Here is a 20,678-nt window from a genome sequence, read left to right on the forward strand (position 1 = left end):
CCTCACATTTGAAGGAGGATAAAGATGAGTGAAGTTTCAAAACAGCTTGAGTATTGGTTGAACGATCCTTACTTTGATGAGGATACAAAAAACGAGTTATTGGCTATCAGAAATGACGAGAAAGAGGTTCAGGACAGGTTCTATCAGGAGCTTGAGTTTGGTACCGGTGGTCTTAGAGGTGTCATCGGAGCAGGCACAAACCGTATGAACAAGTATGTTGTCCGCAAAGCGACACAGGGTCTCGCAAATTATATTAAGAAAAACGGTGGAGCTGACGGTGCAAAGAGAGGCGTTGCTATTTCTTATGACTGCCGCAGATTCTCACCCGAATTCGCAGACGAGACGGCAAGATGCCTTGCAGCAAACGGCATTAAGGCTTATGTGTTTGATGAGCTCAGACCTACTCCCGAGCTTTCATTTGCATTAAGAAAGCTTGGATGTATTGCGGGCGTTATGATAACAGCCAGCCACAACCCGCCGGAATACAACGGATATAAGGCTTATTGGGAGGATGGTGCTCAGGTTACTCCGCCTCATGATACAGGTATTATTTCAGAAGTTAAAGCTATTACTGACTACAACGATGTTAAGACCATGTCTAAGGACGATGCCATGAAGGCAGGCCTTTATGAGATCATCGGAAAAGATATAGATGATGCGTACATGGTAGAGCTTAAAAAGCAGATTATTCACCTTGATGCTATCAAGGAAATGGCTGAGAAGCTTACAGTTGTATATACACCTTTCCACGGAACAGGACTTGTTCCCGTAAAGAGAGTTCTTGCTGAGCTTGGCTTTAAGAATGTGTATATAGTTCCTGAGCAGGAACTTCCGGATCCTGATTTCACAACTCTTGATTATCCTAATCCCGAGGATCCCAAAGCATTCAAGCTTGCTCTTGAGCTTGCGAAAGAGAAGGATGCAGACATCGTTCTTGCAACAGATCCCGATGCGGACAGACTTGGAGTATATGCAAAGGATACTAAGACCGGAGAGTACGTTCCTTTCACAGGAAATATGTCCGGAATGCTTATAGGAGAATATATCCTTCGTGAGAGAAAGGCTACAGGCACTATGCCTGAGAGACCTGCGTTCGTTACAACCATTGTTACAACAAACATGGCTAGACGCGTTGCTGAGAAATACGGTCTTCATTACATCGAAGTACTCACAGGCTTCAAGTATATCGGTGAGCAGATCAGATTGTTTGAAGAGCATAATCAGGAATACAACTATGTATTCGGCCTTGAGGAGAGCTATGGCTGTCTTGCCGGAACACATGCACGCGATAAGGATGCAATCGTTGCTGTTATGATGCTCTGTGAAGTAGCTGCGTTCTGCAAGAAGAACAACCAGACTCTTTGGGATGCTATGATTGATATGTATGAGGATTACGGCTACTATAAGGAAGGTCAGTATTCCATCACCATGAAGGGCCTTGAGGGCGCTAAGGAGATAGCTGCTCTTATGGATAAGCTCAGAAATAATCCGCCTAAGAACTTCGGCGCATGGACTGTTGAGGAATTCCGTGATTACAAGACAGGAGAGACAGTTAACCCTCAGACAGGAGAAAAGGGTAAGACCGGTCTTCCGGAGTCCAACGTACTCTATTTTGCACTGGATAACGATTCATGGTGTTGCGCACGTCCTTCCGGAACAGAGCCTAAGATCAAGTTCTATATGGGTGTTAAGGGTACCAGCCTTGAGGATGCTGCTAAGAAGCAGGATGAACTCACAGCAGCTGTTAAAGCTCTTATCGATTAATTACAAAAGAAAACTTGTTAAAAAGGGCTGTCAGTTTGCCTGACAGCCCTATTCTTATCAAATACTTTAGCTTAGCATGATCAATAATATTAGAAAGACAATATCATATGCGAGAAGAAACGGCGTAGGAAGTGCGGTTGTCGCTGCCATGGAGAGACTCCGTAATCAGAGGGATGAGAATTACTTATATAAAGAGCCCACTGAGGAGGAACTTGAGAAACAGAGGAAGTGGTATCGTGCTTTATTAAATAATGCCGAAAAATCAAGAATGCTTCCTTTAATAAGTATTCTTGTGCCCTGTTACAACACGGACAGAGAGTTCTTTAAAGAGATGATAGAATCCGTCAAGAATCAGACCTACGGAAAGTGGGAGCTTATTCTTGCAGAGGCTCCGGTGGTCTCAAAGGGTAAAGCTATTTATCCTTTAACCGATATAATCGAGAGTTACTCCGGAGTAGATGGCAGAATAAGGCATATTTGCCTTAAGTCCAACGCCGGAATATCTGAAAATTCAAATGCTGCTCTTGATGCGTCAAGAGGAGACTATATGGCGCTGCTTGATCACGATGATGTCATTACAAAGGATGCTCTTTGTGAGGTTGCGATAGCTGCGATAAAGAATTATCCGAGACTTATCTATTCTGATGAGGATAAGTGCAATGCTGACGGGACCAGGTTTTTTGACTATCACAGGAAAAAGAAATTTAATCCCGATCTTTTTATGTCAAATAATTACATCTGTCATTTTACTACAATAAGATCCGATGTAATTCATACCTGTAGATTCAGAGGAGAATATGACGGTGCTCAGGACTATGATCTGTTCCTCAGAGCAGTAGGAAGAATCATGTGGAGCTCTGATTATGAAAAGCAGATAGTTCATATTCCCAAAGTGCTTTATCATTGGAGAAGCCATGACGGTTCTACTTCAGGTAATCCGCAGAGTAAGATGTACGCCTATGAGGCCGGTGCCAGGGCCTTAAGAGACTTTCTGAGGGCCAGCGGAATTAAGGCAACAGTATCGCATCTTAAGCATGTTGGGTTTTATCGTGTCAGTTACGATGACATTCTTGAAGCCAGAAAGGATATCGGAGTAATTGGCGGAAGAATCACGGATAAAAACGGAACTCTTATCGGCGGCAATTACCGCGCAGACGGAAAAGTAAGATATAAGGATCTTCCGAGAGGCTTCAGCGGAGGGCTGCAGCATCTGGCAGTTCTTGAGCAGGATACGGATGCAGTAGATATCAGATGTATGAGGATAAGAAGTGATCTGCTTGATCTTTATAAGCAGATATTCGGAATTCCCTATGATATGACCCTGGAAGGGAAGGCTATAGATGTTACCTCGCTGGGTACTGAAGAGGAACTGAGGGACAAATGTATTCGTTTCGGACAGGCTGTAAGGCAGCTTGGATATAAAGTGCTTTGGGATCCGAATTACGAGACAACAATCTGATCGTTATAAGAGGAATGAATTTTGGCAGATAATAAAGTGACAATAGTTATACCCAATTATAATGGTGCCAGGTTTCTTGATGCCTGCCTTAGGAGTCTGAAAAAGCAGACGATGGCAGCACCGGTAATAGTTGTGGACAATGGCTCTACCGATGAAGGTATTAAAACGCTGAGAAAATCTATGGAAAAACACAGCGGCTGTTATCCGGATGTAACTATTCATGAGCTATCTGAAAACACAGGTTTTGCGAATGCGGTAAATGTCGGAATAGAACTTTCCGAAACGGAATATGTTCTGCTGCTTAACAATGATACTGTAGCAGAAGAGAGAATGACCGAAAGGCTGCTTTCAGCTATCAGTAAAAACGATAAGGTTTTCTCTGTAGGTGCAAAGATGTTGCAGATGAAAGAGCCGCATAACATTGACGACAGCGGGGATCTGTACTGTGCCCTTGGCTGGGCATTTTCACCCGGAAGGGATAAGGACGGCAGCAGCTATGCAAAAAGGGCTGCTGTGACTTCAGCCTGTGCTGGAGCTGCCATCTACAGAAAATCGATTTTTTCAGAGATAGGAGGCTTTGACGAAGAGCATTTCTGCTATCTTGAGGATGTGGATGTCGGTTACAGAGCCAGAATATACGGCTATAAGAATCTTTATGAGCCTACTGCCGTGGTGTATCACGCCGGCAGTGGAACAAGCGGATCAAGACATAACGAATTCAAGGAAGAACTTACAGCCGCTAATAACCTTTATATGATATACAAGAATATGCCTGCACTGCAGATTCTGATAAATCTGCCGCTTTTACTTGCGGGCATAATCGTAAAACAGATATATTTTTCAAAAAAAGGTCTCGGAAAAGCTTATTTTCTGGGACTTCTGGGAGGATTAAAAAAGATTTCCAAGGGAAAAAACAGAAAGGTCTTGTTTAAAAAGAAGAACCTGCTTAATTATGTTGTTTTGGAGCTGGAACTTCTTATTAACGTTGTCCGTAGATTTGTGGGTTAAAATGTAGTAAAATTTCAAAGACTTTTTGTTTTTCACTATGAAATGTTATAAAATATTGTAGATATGATAAAAGACAACCAGAAAAATCTGAACATGCTGCACGTCGTTGGGGACGGCATTATTGTAGCCTGTTCCTATATGCTGGCTTTCTATTTGAAATTCGAATCACCGATTTCGAAGCCGGAGGGAGGCTACCTTTCAATGGGGACATACTTTACTGCCCTCTATTTTTTGGTGCCTGCATATATGGTTCTGTACAATATGGTGAACCTGTATATGCCCCGCCGTGCGACAAGGATAAGGCATGAACTATATAATATCTTAAAGGCCAATTTGATCGGTTTTATAGGATTTATCGTTGTACTGTACATGATAAATCAACCGGATTTCTCGAGAACTATGATCGCGATGTTCTCGGTTATCAATGTGTTTCTGATGAGTATTTCCAGGGTGCTTTTGAGAAGGATCCTTAAATATTTCAGACGAAAGGGTTATAACCTTAAACACATATTGCTTGTAGGATATTCCAGAACCGCTGAAGGTTACATCAGCAGAATAAATAATAATCCGCAGTGGGGATATGTTGTTTCGGGAATACTTGATGATGTAGTTCCGCTTGGAACTACCTATCACGGAGTAAAGGTAATAGCTAAGATCAGCAAACTTACGGATTATATTCGTGAAAACGAGTACGACGAAATAACAATTACGCTTCCGCTGGACAGATATGACAGACTTGAGGATCTTGTTGATATTTGTGAAAAGTCAGGAATACATACAAAGTTTATTCCGGATTACACCAGTCTTTTCCCAAGTAATCCATATACAGAAGATATCCTTGGACTTCCTGTTATCAATATAAGATATGTACCTCTTACCAATGGATTTAATGTTTTTGTTAAGAGAGTTACCGATATTATTGGGGCTCTTTTCGGCATGATTATTTTTTCTCCGGTTATGCTGGCAGCTGCTATAGCTGTTAAGCTTTCAAGCCCGGGGCCGATAATTTTCAAACAGGAGAGAGTGGGGCTTCACGGTCAGAAATTTATGATGTATAAATTCAGAACCATGGAGATGCAGTCTGAGAAATCCGAAAAGAAGGCCTGGACAACAAAGGATGATCCAAGGGTTACACCTATCGGAAGATTTTTGAGATCGCACAGTATCGATGAGCTTCCGCAGTTATTTAATATTCTGATTGGCGATATGTCGCTGATAGGACCAAGACCGGAACGCCCGCAGTTTGTTGAGAAGTTCAGACAGGATATCCCCCGCTATATGGTTAAGCATCAGGTGCGCCCCGGACTTACCGGATGGGCACAGATTAATGGCTACAGAGGCGACACTTCTATTAGAAAGCGAATCGAGTACGATATTTATTATATTGAAAACTGGACTATGGAATTTGATGTCAGAATTCTGATAGGAACGATCTTTCATGGGTTTATCAATAAGAATGCCTATTGATGACCTTTTGCTTGTATAATTTATGTTTTTATGGCAAAATAGGACATTGGAAAACATAAATTATAAGGAGATTTTTGATATGTCGAATCGCAGGAGTGGAAACTCAGGCAGAAGAGGCAGAAAGAAGAACACAAAGCGGGCACTTATTATTTTTGGTGTTGAGATTGTTGTTCTGCTTATACTTCTTTTTATTGTATGGACCTTATTTGGCAAAATGAAGGTTGACAAGGTTGGTAAAGTAAACCTTGATGAGGAAGTAATTGCTGAGAGTGTTAATACCGGAGTTGAAGAGAATGAGCAGATGACCGGATATACTAATCTGGCACTCTTCGGTGTAGATTCACGTGAAGGTGATCTTGATAAGAACACCAGAAGTGATACCATCATTATCGCTTCAATTAACAATGAGAATGGTGAGATCAGACTGGCATCGGTTTATCGTGATACATATCTTAACCTGAGTAATGATACTTACAACAAGTGTAATGTTGCATATGCGAAGGGCGGTCCCCAGCAGGCAATTTCCATGTTGAACATGAATCTTGATATGGATATTACTGATTTTGTTACTATTGGTTTTGGCGGACTTACTGATGTTATTGATGAGCTTGGCGGAGTTGATATTGTTATTGAAGAGAACGAGATTACTCACCTCAATAACTACCAGTCCACAATGGCAGAGGAGCTGGGCCTTAAATATACACCCGTTACACAGACAGGAATGCAGACTCTTAACGGACTTCAGGCTACAGCATATTGCCGTATCAGATATACTGCCGGAGATGACTTCAGAAGAGCAGAGAGACAGAGAACTGTCCTTATGGCTATTTTGACCAAGGCTAAGACCATCAGTCTTCCCGAGCTGGAGAATGTAGCCAGCAAGATATTCGGAGAGACCTATACTTCTCTGGATCTTCAGGATATTATTAAACTTTTGGGTAATATCACCAACTACAATGTAGTATCAAGTGATGGATTCCCGACCTCAAGCATGAGAGCAACAGGCACAATTGGTAAAAAGGGAAGTTGCGTAGTCCCTGAAGACCTTGCTTCAAATGTAAAGTGGCTTCATGAATTTTTATTCGATGATACTGAATATGAAGTATCACCGAGCGTACAAGAGTATAGTCAGAAAATCGCTGCTGATACAGATGAGTATATCGACAGATAAACGACTTAAGAAACGTGGCCCCGGTATCAGCCGGGGCTTAATTTTTCTTTGTGATAAAAAAAAGGGTACAGATGCAGACAGTAGATGTAATTATTCCAACCTATAAACCGGGAGCAGAGCTTTCGATGCTTATTGATGAGCTTGAGAAGCAGGCGTACAGACCGGAAAAGATCATCATTGTAAATACAGAGAAGCATTATCTGGTTGAAAGAAAAGATGCGATGGACACAATAAATAAATACGATAATATTGTGGTCCATCATATTTCAAAAAAAGAATTTGACCATGGTGAAACGAGGAATCTTGGAGTCAGTATGTCTAATGCCGATCTCTTTTTGATGATTACTCAGGATGCTGTGCCAAGAGATCTTTCGCTTATATCCAATCTGGTCAAGGCTCTCGAAGACCCGCAGGTTGCTGCGGCATATGCAAGACAGTATCCCAAGTCTGATTGCAATCTTGCTGAGCGGTATTCCAGAAAGTTTAATTATCCGACCGTTGCTATGAAGAAGACTATCAAGGATCTGCCTAAACTGGGCATCAAGACATTTTTCTGCTCTAATGTATGTGCAATGTACAGAAGAGATGTTTTCGATAAGGTGGGCGGCTTTTTACATAAAGCAATTTTCAATGAGGATATGGTATACGCCGGTAATGCTATGTATCAGGGATATGCAATATGCTATGTGCCTGAAGCGGGAGTGATACATTCACACAACTATTCCTGTGCGCAGCAGTTCCACCGGAATTTTGACCTCGGAGTGTCACAGACGGATCATCCTGAAATATTCGCAGGTATAAAATCGGAGTCTGAAGGAAAAAGGATGGTGAGGGACACCATCAGACATTTCGAGCACATCGGAAAGTTTTATCTTGTGCCGCATTATGTGATAATGTGCGGGTTCAGATTTGTGGGCTACAGGATGGGAAGAAGATATAAGAGACTGCCCAAGGGCCTTGTAAGAGCCTGCTCGTTAAATAAGGCTTATTGGGATAAGTAATCGAAATGTTTTAGGGGGAATTATTATGGGATCCAGATTATCTGACGGAGATATAAAAAGCTGGGAGGAGGTCAGCCTTCTGTATAACTCTGCGCTTAAGCAGATAAATACCAAAATTGAGATATTAAATGATGAGTTTCAGGAAGTTCACAGATATAATCCTATAGAGCATATTAAATCCAGAATAAAGACGCCGGAAAGTATAGTGAAGAAATTGAAGCGTCACGGCTACGAGTCAACTCTGGAAAATATGATGAAATATATTAACGATATAGCCGGAATCAGGATTATCTGCTCATTTACTTCTGATATTTACAGAATTGCTGATATGATCAGTAATCAGAAAGATATCAAGGTTCTTACGATAAAAGATTATATAATGAATCCTAAAACCAGCGGATATCGTAGTTATCACATGATTGTAGCAGTTCCTGTGTATCTTTCGGATCATACTGCTGAGGTCAAGGTAGAGGTTCAGATAAGAACTGTTGCTATGGACTTTTGGGCAAGTCTTGAGCATAAGATACAATACAAGTTCGAAACTAAGGCACCGGCCAATATTAAAGCGCAGCTTTTTGAATGTGCCAGAATGGTGGCGGAGCTGGATGACAGGATGCTGTCACTCAACGAGGAGATTCAGGCTATTACTCCCCCGAAGTGATCGGTCATGCCTGCATGATCAGGAAAATAATAATAAGCCCATTAATGAGGAGTGCCCAGGCACCTCTCGGCACCCGGGCTATTATGAAAAAATTTATCTATCTATCGGAGCTTCTATCAGAGCTTCGTAATGAACCTTGTTCCCTTGGTTCTGTATAATTATAACAATGATTTATGAACAAAATATTAATAAAGTTTAAACTTGGGGTGAATATCTACAAAAGATCAGACATAATAAAACTATTATTGTGCGAAATGCATAAATGATGTAACCTATTATTTAGCCGCTTAGTCGGAGGACATTTTAAAAGAGTTTGTTCAAATTTGGGAGGAGCCATGGACAACATGATGGGAAGAGTTGATGGGAAGATCAGTGCACAGGAAATGATTAAAGCCAATACAGCTGCTGAAGCTGCACACAGGGAGCAGATCGAGAGCCAGAATAAGCAGTATGAAGAAGAGATAGCCGTTCTTCGTCAAAATGCTAAAAAACTTGAAGACAGACTGAATAATATAGAAGATGTTCTTGATGATTTGAAAAACGGCAAAATTGAAGCGGATAGAATGTCCAAAGAGCTTGGCAGTGCCGTAAAAGAGCTTAATGAAAGTCTTGCTGACAGATTTGACAAGAGTGATGAGGCAACGCATGATGTTGGCGTCAGAATATACAGGAATGTTCAGGCTTCAGTGGCAGATGAACAGAAAAAGCAGCTTGATGAAATACGTGAAGATTTAAAGAAACAGATGGAATCAATAAGAAGTGAGTTTACAGTGCTCGTAAGACAGCTTGATTCCATGCAAAGAGCTAACAGAGCAAAGAATAGAGGGCTTATGCCTCTTGTTGTTGTAACATTATTGGCTGTTATAGCTGATCTTGCATTATTAATCTTAAGAATTGTAGGTTTGGTTTAAAGAATGAAGTTTTCAGGTCACAAGAAAATACGTATAGGCATGCTTAAGGGCGAGATTCTTGCGATTGCTGTCTGGATTATTTTGATATTACCTATTTTTTCTCCTATCAAAAATACAGGTGATAACATTTTCACAGTATTTCTTAACGGAGTTGAGGTCGGAACTCTTGGATCAAAGCAGGCAGCAGAAAAGTGCCTTCGTGAGGCGAGAAGACAGCTCTCATCGGGTAGTGATGAACTTATCCTGACGGACGCAGAGCTTAGTCTGAAAGGAAGCGAAGTGCTGCTTGGCAAGGTGGATTCAAGGAAATCCGTAAGAAACAAAATGGTGGAGGTTCTTGATAAGAGCAGATTATCCACTCTTGAGCGTTCGTATACAGTAAAAATAAATCAGTATTCAGTCAATCTGGCCAGCAAAGATGATGTATTTACGCTTCTTTCAAAGGCACTTGGCAAATATGATACCGAGGGAAAATATAAGGTGGATCTTGTTACGGATCCTTCCAGAGAAGTGAATGTGCTTACTTCACAGATAGTATCGGTTGAGGAGGCACAAAAAGAGGAAGAGGAGACAAGACTCCCGGAGGCAGGTATAGACCTTGCAATTTCCGATGTGTTCAAAAAGATTAAGCCGTTAATAGAAGAAAAGAGCTTTGAGGATTATCAGCTTGGCCTTATGTCCATAGATTTCGGAGATAAGGTTGAAGTGGTAGAGAGTTATTTGCCGTCCTCAGAGATAAAAGATATTAGCACAGCAATAGATGAGGTAACAAAGGATCAGGAGACAAACCAGATTTACGAGATAAAGACCGGCGATACGCTGGGAACTATCGCTGAGGATTTTGGACTGCCTCTTGATGATCTTATTGCGATGAATGAGACAATTGATAGTGAGAATTCCACTATCAGAGCCGGGGATGAGATTATAGTAACCGTTCCCGAGCCGGAGCTTTCAGTTGTATATACTACACAGCAATATTATGAGGAAGACTACGAAGCTGATGTAATCTACAGGGATAATGATTCCTGGTATACGACAAGAACTGAGGTGGTTCAGGAGCCTTCGGCAGGTCACCGCAAGGTGGTAGCAAAGATATCTTATGTTAATAATTCCGAGACGGGACGTGATATTCAGAAGGAAGAGGTTACCTACGAGGCGGTTCCCAAGATTGTTGAGCGCGGAACTATTGTGCCTCCTACATATATTAAACCTATCTCGGGTGGAAGACAGTCATCCGGATTCGGAAGAAGAAATGCTCCGACCAAGGGTGCCAGCACCTTCCATAAGGGTGTAGACTGGGCTACTCCTGTGGGAACAGCGGTAATGGCTTCAAATGCCGGCGTTGTAACCAGAGCAGGATGGGGCAGAGGCTATGGATATGTTATTTATATAAGCCATTCTGATGGCAGAGAGACCAGATACGGACACTTGTCCAAGATTCTTGTTAAGCCCGGACAGAGTGTTTCTCAGGGTCAGAAGATTGCGCTTAGTGGTAATACAGGTGTAAGTACCGGAGCACATCTCCACTTTGAAATTCTTATAAACGGAGCGCAGGTGAACCCGCTTAATTACTTGAACTGACGAACCTGATTTTACAAATTTGCTATTTTGTGGTATAACATAAGCCGTTAATAAATTATGGGGAGAAGTTTATCAACTTGGTGATTCACAAAGGCGTGAATGAATAAGATTATGGAAAAATATGTAATTAAAGGTGGTACACCACTTGTAGGAGAGGTTGAAATCGGCGGTGCCAAGAATGCAGCGCTTCCGATTCTGGCAGCCGCTTCTATGACTGATGAGACCGTATATATTGATAATATGCCTGACGAAGCGGATACTAACATAATGCTTCAGGCACTGGAGAGCATCGGTGTCATGGTTAACAGAACCGGCCGTCATTCAGTGACTATTAATGCTGCTAACGTCAACACATACAAGATTGAAAACGAGTTTATTAAAAAGATCAGAGCATCCTACTATATGCTCGGAGCCTTTTTGGGAAAGTATAAGGACGCACAGGTAGTAATACCCGGCGGATGCAATATCGGGCTCAGACCTATCGACCAGCATATCAAGGGATTCAATGCCCTTGGTGCCAATGTATCCATTGATCATGGACTTATAAGTGCCCATGCGGACAGACTTGTTGCCAATCACGTTTATCTCGATATTGCCAGCGTTGGAGCTACCATCAATATTATGATGGCTGCTTCGATGGCTGAAGGTAAGACTATTATCGAGAATGCAGCCAAGGAACCTCATGTCGTTGACCTTGCCAACTTCCTGAACAGTATGGGAGCCGATATCAAGGGTGCAGGTACAGATATTATTCGTGTCAGAGGTGTGGAGAAGCTCCATGGCACAGAATATACCATTATTCCCGATCAGATAGAGGCGGGAACATTTATGATGGCAGCGGCTGCAACTAAAGGCGATATAACCATTAAAAATGTAATCCCCAAGCACTTGGAGTCTATCAGCGCAAAACTTATTGAGATGGGATGTCAGGTGCTTGAATCTGACGATGCTGTAAGAGTTGTAGCAACAAAGCGTATGAAGAATGCTCATGTTAAGACTCTGCCTTATCCGGGATATCCCACGGACATGCAGCCACAGATAACCGTGGTGCTCGGTCTTGCAAGTGGTATCAGTCTTGTTACGGAGTCGCTTTTTGAGAACAGATTCAAATATGTGGATGAGCTCACCAGAATGGGAGCTAATATCAAGGTAGAAGGCAGTACAGCCATCATAGAGGGTGTTGATCAGTATACGGGCGCAGAAGTAGCGGCTCCTGATCTTCGAGCTGGTGCAGCTCTTGTAATTGCCGGACTTACCGCCGATGGATTTACCACTGTTGAGGATATAAGATATATAGAGCGTGGCTATGAAGACTTTGATGAAAAGTTAAGAGAGCTTGGTGCTCAGATACAGAAGGTAGATACTGAAAGAGAACTTCAGAAGTTCAAATTAAAATTTGCATAATAAAACCACCATATGAATTTTCGAGAGAGTTCATATGGTGGTTTTTTATCGATACTATAATATTTCTTCGATGTATAGCTCGGGATGCATCGTCAGATCAAGATATTCTTCATCAATTTTGATAGTCGGTCTTGATAGGTGATCTCTGTTTATAAAGATTATCTCGCCTTCACGGCCGTCATTTAAACGTACCCTGTTAAGAAGATAGGTGTTAACTATATTCTGCAGGAAGGTCATAATGGCATTTGTATCATATTTCTGCAGACCTTCAGATTCAAACATTTCGATTGCGATGAAAGGACACAGAGGATCTCTGTAAACTCTGGCCGATGTCATCGCATCATATACATCAGCTATTGATACACATTTTGCAAAGAAATCAATCTGAGGACCCTTGAGATGAGCGGGATAACCGGTTCCGTCGCAGCGCTCGTGGTGCATGAGGGCTGCATTTTTTACATGGTCGCTAAGATTGAGGTCAGTTAAAATAACATAACCCTGGGCCGGATGCGTCTGCACTACGGTATACTCAGCTGTAGTAAGATCTGCGGGCTTGGTAATGATTTCGTTGGGAATAAGGAGCTTACCAATATCATGAAGTAGTCCTGCTTCAGTGAGAATCAGAATATCGTCATCGCTCATCTTAAGCCATTGCCCCAGGATATTGCATATCATAGCAACACTAATGCAGTGAACATAAGTGGCATCATCATAAGATCGCAGGCTATGCAGCATATCAAAAAGATTAGAGGAACTGTTTCCCTTGTGGACGAGATCATATATGGGCGATATCATGGAGTCCACATCAAAGTGCTCTTTATCGTTTATGAGGACTTCAATACCGGCTTTAAATTTGGACGCACAGTTCTCAAAATCTCTCTTGAACTCCTTGAATTCTGCAGTCTGACGAAGCCTCGAGGCATAGGATTCCTTGTTGTCATTAGCCGGCATAAGGTTTTCCGGAGGATCTTCCACCAGAACGTTCAAAATAGAATAGAAGGACAGCTTTGTTATAGCCTGATTATCCAAAACAGTTCCCTTGGGCAATACAAGCTGGTTGTTATCATGTGCGTATACGTTGTCCGACAAAACCATGCCGGGAACTAGTTTTTTAGTAATCAACCGTTTCATCAAGAAAGCGCCTCATTGACATTTTTTAGTGAACAAAGATACAAATTAATCTTATGGTTCACATGGCTAAAAGTCAATAAAGGCGCTATTTTCATGCTATAAAAAAATGATAAACAATATATAAAAATATATTCTATTTAGATTTCCGATTCAGCAGCACGCTTTTCGGATGCTGTAAGAGAAGCGTTTTTGATCACAGGGCTGAGCTTCTTGTATACAAGAAGAGTGATCCCACTGATTACGGAACCCTTTAAGAGATTGATGGGAGCTACAGCAAAAAGGATGAAGGTAAACATATTGTTTATTGCGGGATTGATTGCTGTCCCCATTCCGATAAGAGCATCCAATGGCATTCCGTAAAGCTTTGCAAAAGCAGGAAGCAGATAGAATGCGTTGAGTGAGCTTCCGACGAGAGTGATGATCATGGTTGCTGTAAGGCAGGAGATCATGGCAATCTGACGGTTCTTCTTGAAAATATAAATGATGGAAGCGGGAAGTACATAGCTGCATCCAACGATAAAGTTTGCAAGCTCTCCGATGAAAGCTGTCTGAGTTCCGTTAAGAATAAGATTAAGAAGGATCTTAATAAACTCAATCATAACTCCGGTCATGGGACCAAATGCAAATCCGCCGATTACTGCGGGTAAATCTGAAAGATCAAGCTTGTAAAAACTCGGTGCGAATGGCATCGGAATCTCAAAAAGCATAAGAACAGCAGATATTGCTGAGAATATGCCGATTATAACCATTTTTCTTGTGGTCATCCCCGGATTTACGTCCCCGTTCTTCTTTGCAACGTAGGTCTCTGCAATTCTGGCAGCGACAAACATAGCCACAATCAGCAGTATAAAGACTGCTACAATCATCGTGTTTTCCATTACGGAAGTAAATAAGTTGTTGTTCATGGTGTTTTTCCTCCTGATTTTATCGGGGAGGATAATGACTAGATAATGTGCGATTTGATGTTTTGAAAATAAAAAACGCCATCTTCTATCATCCAGACTATACTGTCGGTTTTGGAATTTCACCAAATCGGCCGCCGTAGCGGTTCGCGGACTTCTGAAAATCAGTCACCGCCGGTAGGGAATTACACCCTGCCCCGAAGATTATTTTTATCAAGAATCATTATATAACAGCTAAAACTGTCGTCAATACCTTTTTTGCTGTGACTTGCTTTTTTTGTGACGCTGGAATATTCTGATTATATGAGTACAATTTTAGAAACATATTCCGCGGAGGAGACCTTCGCATTCGGAAAGCGTATAGGAGAGACCGCTGAACCCGGATCAGTTTATACCCTGATCGGGGATCTTGGCGTGGGTAAAACCGTATTAACACAGGGAGTTGCGGCCGGTTTAGGAATAGAGGGACCGGTTAACAGTCCTACTTTCACAATCCTTCAGGTGTATGACGAGGGAAGAATTCCCTTTTACCATTTTGATGTATACAGAATCGGTGACGTCAGTGAGATGGATGAAATAGGCTACGAGGACTACTTTTACGGACAGGGACTATGCTTTATAGAATGGGCCAATCTTATAGAAGAAATACTTCCGGAAAAATATATGGAAATCCGCATAGAGAAAGACCTTAAGAAAGGAACGGACTATCGCCGCATAACGCTGGATACGATAGATAACAGATAAAAGATGAAAATATTGGCACTGGATACATCGGGACTCGTTTGCACGGTTGCCGTTACAGAGGACGACAGACTGCTGTCTGAGTTTTCTATTCAGCACAAAATCACGCATTCCGAACTTTTACTCCCGATGATGGAACAGATAAAAAACAGAATATCACTGGATTTTAATACGATAGATGCAGTTGCGGTTTCGGCAGGACCAGGATCTTTTACGGGACTTCGAATCGGATGTGCTACCGCAAAAGGCCTGTGCCTAGCGATGAATAAGCCAATGGTTGCAGTACCTACGCTGGATGCGATGGCGTATCAGTTTTATGGCAGTGAATATGTGATCTGCCCCATGATGGATGCAAGGCGTAACCAGGTATATACCGGAGTTTATACATTTGTTCCGGAAAAAGAAAACGAGAAACATCGGGAAATCTTTTTCTCTATGAAGACGATAAAAGCTCAGTCAGCAATGTCGATAAATGATATTGCCGAGGAGCTCAATAATATAGGAAAAACAGTTATACTTCTCGGCGACGGAATCCCGGTATACAGAGATAAGCTTGAAGAGCTGCTCAAGGTAAATTACATTCTTGCACCTGCCCATATGAACAGGCAGAGGGCGTCCGCTTTGGCTGCGCTTGCTACAATATACTTAAGAGAAGGGAAGACGGTGGATGCCGACAGTTTTTCACCCGAGTATTTGAGAGCATCACAGGCGGAGCGTGAGGCTGCGGAGAAAGCAGCAGGAAAAAAAGAGACCAAGGCCGATTCCGGAAAAAACGGCAGAAAATCCGGGATAGCCAGACCTATATATATAAGAGATCTAAAAGCTGAGGATATTACAGCTGCTGCTGAAATCGAAAAGGCTTGCCTTGGTGCAGAGGCCTGGACCGAAAAACAACTTCTTGAAGCTGCTACCCGCGATGATACGGTTTACCTTGTCGCTGAAGTATCAGGAGAGGTGGCTGGCCTTTGCGGAGTTCGCAACATTTCCGGCGAGGGTGAAGTAACCAATGTATCGGTTTCCGAGAGCAGCAGAGGAAAGGGAATAGCTTTTGAAATGCTGTCCAAGCTCCTCCTTCGCGGAAAAGCGATTGGCTGCGAGAGCTTTACATTGGAAGTACGCGGCGAAAACAAGGCGGCGAGAGGACTCTATGAAAAACTGGGATTTGTTAATGAAGGAACAAGGCCCGGCTTTTACGAGAGCCCTAAGGATGATGCAATAATTTATTGGAAGAGAAATAATACGAATGATTGATGTATGTCTACTTGGAACAGGCGGAATGATGCCGCTGCCCAACAGATACCTTACTGCACTTATGGTGCGATATAACGGAAAATGTATATTGATAGATTGCGGCGAGGGCACGCAGATAGCTTTGAAAAAAAGCGGCTGGAGCCCAAAGCCGATTGATATGATCTGCTTTACTCATTATCATGCGGATCACATATCGGGACTTCCCGGGATGCTTCTGACCATGGGAAATGCGGAGAGAACAGAGCCCCTTCTCATGGTAGGACCCAAAGGACTTGAGCGAGTGGTTAAGGCTTTAAGAACAATCGCTCCGGAACTCCCTTTTCCTATAGAATATCACGAGATTACCGATATAAATGATGAACTGACACTTCCGGGGATGTCGGAATTTAAGATTAAAGCCTTTAAAGTTAATCACAATATCACCTGCTACGGATACTCCATGGAGCTTGAACGAATTGGACGATTCAATGTTGAAGCGGCCAGGGCTAATGATATTCCGCAGAAATATTGGAATCCGCTCCAGAAGGGTGAGATTATTCAGGCTGAGGATGGCCGGACCTTTACGCCTGATATGGTGCTCGGAGAAGCGAGAAAAGGAATACATCTGACCTATGTTACGGATTCAAGACCTACACCGGGCATAGTGGAAAAAGCGATGAATTCCGATCTTTTCATATGCGAGGGCATGTACGGAGAGCCCGATAAGCTGCAAAAGGCCAAGGAAAACAGGCATATGACCATGTACGAAGCGGCTGAACTTGCAAAAAAAGCGCAGGTTAAGGAAATGTGGCTTACACATTACAGCCCATCACTGGTTAACCCCAAGGAATACCTTCCGAAGGCGAAGGAGATTTTTTCAAAAACGGTTGCGGCAAAGGATGGCAGAACTACTACGCTACGGTTTGAAGAAGACAACGAATAGATTTTTGCTTTTTTATGAGGAGGCACTATGGACGAGTCTACTAAAAACGGCATTATTAAAGCAATTGTTATAATGGTTCTTGCTGCTCTCATAGTGGTATCTGTTTTTGTGATATTGACCAGAAACAGAAAAGGAACTAATACCACGACTGAAGAACTGGAACTCACCGAGGTTCAAAAGATCACTACTATAGATTTATCCAAGAGCTATCCGAAGACTCCGCCAACAGTAGTGGATCTCTATGCACACACCATGAAGGTTCTGTACAAAGAGAGCTATACGGATGAGGAGTTTGAGAAAATGGCCTCGGTTCTTTCGGGAATCTTTGACTCTGAATTTTTGCAGGCTCAGCAGAGCTGGCCTTCGGGGCTAAAGAGCGAAGTGGAACAGAAAAAGAAGGATGATTGTTCTATTCCCAAATATGAGGTCCTTACTTCAGACCTTCAGGAGAAGAGAGATAACGGCGAAGAAATTGCTAACGTCGTAGCCAAGTTTCACATTAGAACCGGCACACACACAACACCATACAATTATTTATTTGTCCTGCGCAAGGATTCAAACGGACTTTGGAAAATCATGGGCTGGACAGTATCAGAAGCGACGGACACGGAACAGTAAATTATGGATAATATGAATTCTGAAAAGATCATGCGCCGTACCGAAGAGGACGGCGTAATCTTTATGTCAATTAAAAATGAAGATGAGAAGGCTGCGGAGTCAACAGACAAGGATATCACTATTCTTGCCATTGAGAGCAGCTGCGACGAAACGGCAGCGGCTGTTGTGAGAAACGGCAGAGAGGTTCTGTCCAATATTATATCTTCGCAGATTGCGTTACATACCGTTTACGGCGGCGTGGTTCCTGAGATTGCCTCAAGGAAGCATGTCGAGAAAATAAACGGATGTGTTAAAGCTGCCTTAAGTGAGGCAAAGCTTACACTGGAAGATATAGATGTTATCGCGGTGACATACGGCCCCGGGCTTGTAGGTGCACTTCTTGTGGGAGTATCCGAAGCCAAGGCTCTCAGCTTTGTGACAGGAAAACCGCTTGTCGGAGTACATCATATAGAAGGACACATCTGCGCGAATTATATAGAAGATAAGACCTTGGAGCCGCCTTTCATGTGCCTTGTGGCATCCGGAGGTCACTCGCATCTTGTCTATGTGAAGGATTATGGCGAGTATGATATCATCGGTCAGACAAGGGATGATGCTGCTGGAGAAGCCTTTGATAAAGTTGCCAGGGCGATAGGACTCGGATACCCCGGAGGCCCGAAGGTTGACGCTGCGGCGAGGGAAGGAAATCCAGATGCCATTGCATTCCCCAGGGCAAAGACCACAGAAAAATCCTATGATTTCAGCTTCAGCGGACTTAAGTCTGCAGTTTTGAATTACCTTAATCAGGCAGAGATGAAGGGAGAAGAGGTCAACAGAAACGATGTCGCCGCATCTTTTCAGAAGGCAGTTGTTGACGTCCTCACGGAGCATACCATGGAAGCTGCGGCAGAATATGGATGCAAAAAGATTGCAATTGCCGGAGGCGTTGCTTCAAATACTTCCCTCAGAAAGAGACTTGAGGAAGAATGTGAAAAGCGCGGGTATTCTTTCTATAGGCCATCACCGACTCTGTGTACCGATAATGCAGCTATGATAGGCTCGGCTGGTTACTACGAGTACCTCAAAGGTGTAAGGAGCGGCATGGATCTCAATGCCGTACCCAATCTTCCGCTTGGAAACAGGGAAAGAAGATATCACGGAAAATCATGAAGTGAAGAATAGTTTATGCGGTGGGAATATATTATGAAAATAACAGCGATAGTCCTTGCTGCGGGAAGCGGCAGCAGAATGAAAAGCGATGTAAGAAAGCAGTACATGGAAATAAAGGGAAAACCCTTGCTTTTGTATGCTCTTGAAGCATTTGAAAAAAGCTTTATAGACGATATTATCCTGGTGCTCCCCGAAGCGGATATAGAGCACATAAAGGAAGAGATAATCGAGCCGGCAGGATTTTCCAAGATAAGAGCCGTGGTAGCGGGCGGAAGCACGAGATACCACAGTGTAAGACTTGGACTTGAAGCGGCCTCTGAAGATACAGAGGCTGTTTTTATTCATGACGGGGCAAGACCTTTTATCGACGATGACATCCTTGAAAGAGCGATGAACGCAGTAAAGGAGTACGGAGCCTGCGTTGTAGGTATGCCTGTAAAGGATACGATTAAGCTTGCAGATGAGAACGGCTTTGCAAAAACTACTGTGGACAGGGACAAAACCTGGATGATCCAGACACCTCAGGTCTTTCTGTATCCCGAAATCCTTGAACTATATGAGGAACTTGCAAGGCGCGAAGAGGAACTCATTCAAAAGGGAATAAATATCACCGATGATGCTATGGTTATGGAGACCCTTGGAAACCGGAAGGTCAAACTTGTTGAAGGGTCGTATGATAATATCAAAATTACAACTCCCGGAGACATTGCTCTCGCAGAATCCATAATAGAAATGAAAAATCAGAGCTGAAAACACTGTGCCGAGAGTGCTCAAAGCCGCATGCTTTCTGGGTTTTTGAAAAAAGATCAAAATTTATAAAAAAATAATCAAATTCGTATTGACAACCCCTACCCATATGGATATAATAAATTTCGCGCTGTTGCGATAAGGCTTGTAAACAGCGAGATAAATAATAAATGGAGCGATATCGAAGCGGTCATAACGAGGCGGTCTTGAAAACCGTTTGGCGGCAACGCCACGAGGGTTCGAATCCCTCTCGCTCCGTTCAAAATTGAAGAGTGAACATATAAGTCAACACTTTTGCAGAAGTACTCAAGAGGTTGAAGAGACACCCCTGGAAAGGGTGCAGGTCGTTAACAGCGGCGCGAGGGTTCAAATCCCTCCTTCTGCGTTCCTCATCAGCAACATCGATGAGATGCACTTTGACAATAAAATAGTAATGCAACCCTGAAAATTCCAAAAAAGATTATTCAGAGAACAAAACAACCTAACTTAGGTAAAAACGGACAGAACAAAGCCAAGCAATGTTCTGGCCAGAGAGAACTTGATTGCTGAGACCCAAAAGGGTTTAAGTAATAGATTTAAACGTGAGAGTTCGATCCTGGCTCAGGATGAACGCTGGCGGCGTGCCTAACACATGCAAGTCGAACGGAGATTTGACGCTGCAGAGACTTCGGTCAAAGCTTGTTAAATCTTAGTGGCGGACGGGTGAGTAACGCGTGGGCAACCTGCCTCGTACTGGGGGATAACAGTTGGAAACGACTGTTAATACCGCATAAGCGCACGGTATCGCATG

18 protein-coding genes, 2 tRNA genes, 1 rRNA gene and 1 riboswitch are annotated in these 20,678 nt (G+C 42.8%); of the genes, 19 read left to right on the forward strand and 2 right to left on the reverse strand.

Annotated features, from left to right (window positions below; all coding sequences use genetic code 11):
- Positions 1-24: 24 nt before the first annotated feature.
- The 10 genes from G596_RS0117670 to G596_RS0117715 all read left to right on the forward strand — a co-directional run bounded on the left by G596_RS0117670 (position 25) and on the right by G596_RS0117715 (position 12,427).
- The gene (locus tag G596_RS0117670) at positions 25-1,764 is read left to right on the forward strand and encodes a phospho-sugar mutase (protein ID WP_022763154.1); all 1,740 of its coding nucleotides are present in this window, start codon (positions 25-27) and stop codon (positions 1,762-1,764) included.
- 76 nt (positions 1,765-1,840) lie between these two features.
- Entirely contained in the window at positions 1,841-3,223 is a 1,383-nt protein-coding gene (locus G596_RS22790) for a glycosyltransferase (RefSeq protein ID WP_081646798.1), read from the forward strand.
- Between the two features lie 21 nt (positions 3,224-3,244).
- A complete protein-coding gene (locus tag G596_RS0117680; protein WP_022763156.1) occupies positions 3,245-4,231 on the forward strand; it encodes a glycosyltransferase family 2 protein in 987 nt (328 codons plus the stop codon).
- A 63-nt stretch (positions 4,232-4,294) separates the two neighbouring features.
- A complete protein-coding gene (locus tag G596_RS0117685; RefSeq protein ID WP_022763157.1) occupies positions 4,295-5,698 on the forward strand; it encodes an undecaprenyl-phosphate glucose phosphotransferase in 1,404 nt (467 codons plus the stop codon).
- Between the two features lie 79 nt (positions 5,699-5,777).
- A complete protein-coding gene (locus G596_RS22795; protein WP_044929064.1) occupies positions 5,778-6,869 on the forward strand; it encodes an LCP family protein in 1,092 nt (363 codons plus the stop codon).
- Positions 6,870-6,940: 71 nt separating this feature from the next.
- Positions 6,941-7,870: a glycosyltransferase family 2 protein gene (locus G596_RS0117695; RefSeq protein ID WP_022763158.1), complete on the forward strand. Its 930-nt coding sequence runs from the start codon at positions 6,941-6,943 to the stop codon at positions 7,868-7,870.
- Between the two features lie 25 nt (positions 7,871-7,895).
- Complete coding sequence (locus G596_RS0117700; RefSeq protein ID WP_022763159.1) at positions 7,896-8,531, forward strand: GTP pyrophosphokinase; 636 nt, start codon at positions 7,896-7,898, stop codon at positions 8,529-8,531.
- 335 nt (positions 8,532-8,866) lie between these two features.
- Entirely contained in the window at positions 8,867-9,442 is a 576-nt protein-coding gene (locus G596_RS0117705) for a hypothetical protein (protein ID WP_022763160.1), read from the forward strand.
- Positions 9,443-9,445: 3 nt separating this feature from the next.
- A complete protein-coding gene (locus tag G596_RS0117710) occupies positions 9,446-11,023 on the forward strand; it encodes a M23 family metallopeptidase (protein ID WP_022763161.1) in 1,578 nt (525 codons plus the stop codon).
- 111 nt (positions 11,024-11,134) lie between these two features.
- Positions 11,135-12,427 carry a UDP-N-acetylglucosamine 1-carboxyvinyltransferase gene (locus tag G596_RS0117715; RefSeq protein ID WP_026498262.1) on the forward strand — a complete coding sequence of 431 codons (1,293 nt, stop codon included), beginning with the start codon at positions 11,135-11,137 and terminating at the stop codon, positions 12,425-12,427.
- A gap of 54 nt (positions 12,428-12,481) precedes the next feature.
- Here G596_RS0117715 and G596_RS0117720 read toward each other — a convergent pair whose 3' ends face one another.
- Positions 12,482-13,558 (reverse strand): HD-GYP domain-containing protein, encoded by a 1,077-nt coding sequence (locus G596_RS0117720; protein ID WP_022763163.1) that lies wholly within the window; start codon positions 13,556-13,558, stop codon positions 12,482-12,484.
- Positions 13,559-13,695: 137 nt separating this feature from the next.
- Positions 13,696-14,463 carry an ECF transporter S component gene (locus tag G596_RS22800; RefSeq protein WP_022763164.1) on the reverse strand — a complete coding sequence of 256 codons (768 nt, stop codon included), beginning with the start codon at positions 14,461-14,463 and terminating at the stop codon, positions 13,696-13,698.
- Between the two features lie 76 nt (positions 14,464-14,539).
- Positions 14,540-14,669, reverse strand: a riboswitch (FMN riboswitch).
- A gap of 94 nt (positions 14,670-14,763) precedes the next feature.
- On the opposite strand from G596_RS22800, the gene tsaE reads away from it, so the two are divergent.
- The 9 genes from tsaE to G596_RS0117770 form a co-directional block, all read left to right on the forward strand.
- Positions 14,764-15,204 (forward strand): tRNA (adenosine(37)-N6)-threonylcarbamoyltransferase complex ATPase subunit type 1 TsaE, encoded by a 441-nt coding sequence (tsaE, locus tag G596_RS0117730; protein WP_022763165.1) that lies wholly within the window; start codon positions 14,764-14,766, stop codon positions 15,202-15,204.
- A 3-nt stretch (positions 15,205-15,207) separates the two neighbouring features.
- On the forward strand, positions 15,208-16,452 hold the full coding sequence (gene tsaB / locus G596_RS25360) for a tRNA (adenosine(37)-N6)-threonylcarbamoyltransferase complex dimerization subunit type 1 TsaB (RefSeq protein WP_022763166.1): 1,245 nt from the start codon (positions 15,208-15,210) through the stop codon (positions 16,450-16,452).
- Positions 16,445-17,374 carry a ribonuclease Z gene (locus tag G596_RS0117740; RefSeq protein ID WP_022763167.1) on the forward strand — a complete coding sequence of 310 codons (930 nt, stop codon included), beginning with the start codon at positions 16,445-16,447 and terminating at the stop codon, positions 17,372-17,374. The genes tsaB and G596_RS0117740 overlap by 8 nt, the downstream gene beginning before the upstream one ends.
- A 27-nt stretch (positions 17,375-17,401) precedes the next feature.
- Positions 17,402-17,992 carry a DUF6715 family protein gene (locus tag G596_RS0117745; RefSeq protein ID WP_022763168.1) on the forward strand — a complete coding sequence of 197 codons (591 nt, stop codon included), beginning with the start codon at positions 17,402-17,404 and terminating at the stop codon, positions 17,990-17,992.
- 63 nt (positions 17,993-18,055) lie between these two features.
- Positions 18,056-19,141: a tRNA (adenosine(37)-N6)-threonylcarbamoyltransferase complex transferase subunit TsaD gene (tsaD, locus tag G596_RS0117750; RefSeq protein ID WP_044929072.1), complete on the forward strand. Its 1,086-nt coding sequence runs from the start codon at positions 18,056-18,058 to the stop codon at positions 19,139-19,141.
- Between the two features lie 33 nt (positions 19,142-19,174).
- Complete coding sequence (gene ispD, locus G596_RS0117755) at positions 19,175-19,891, forward strand: 2-C-methyl-D-erythritol 4-phosphate cytidylyltransferase (RefSeq protein ID WP_022763170.1); 717 nt, start codon at positions 19,175-19,177, stop codon at positions 19,889-19,891.
- Between the two features lie 169 nt (positions 19,892-20,060).
- Positions 20,061-20,146: transfer RNA gene (locus tag G596_RS0117760), tRNA-Ser, on the forward strand.
- A 38-nt stretch (positions 20,147-20,184) separates the two neighbouring features.
- A tRNA-Ser gene (locus tag G596_RS0117765) sits at positions 20,185-20,273 on the forward strand.
- A gap of 192 nt (positions 20,274-20,465) precedes the next feature.
- A 16S ribosomal RNA gene (locus G596_RS0117770) occupies positions 20,466-20,678 on the forward strand; the annotation flags it as partial.

Source organism: Butyrivibrio sp. AD3002, from assembly GCF_000420905.1.
Lineage (GTDB): Bacteria > Bacillota > Clostridia > Lachnospirales > Lachnospiraceae > Butyrivibrio.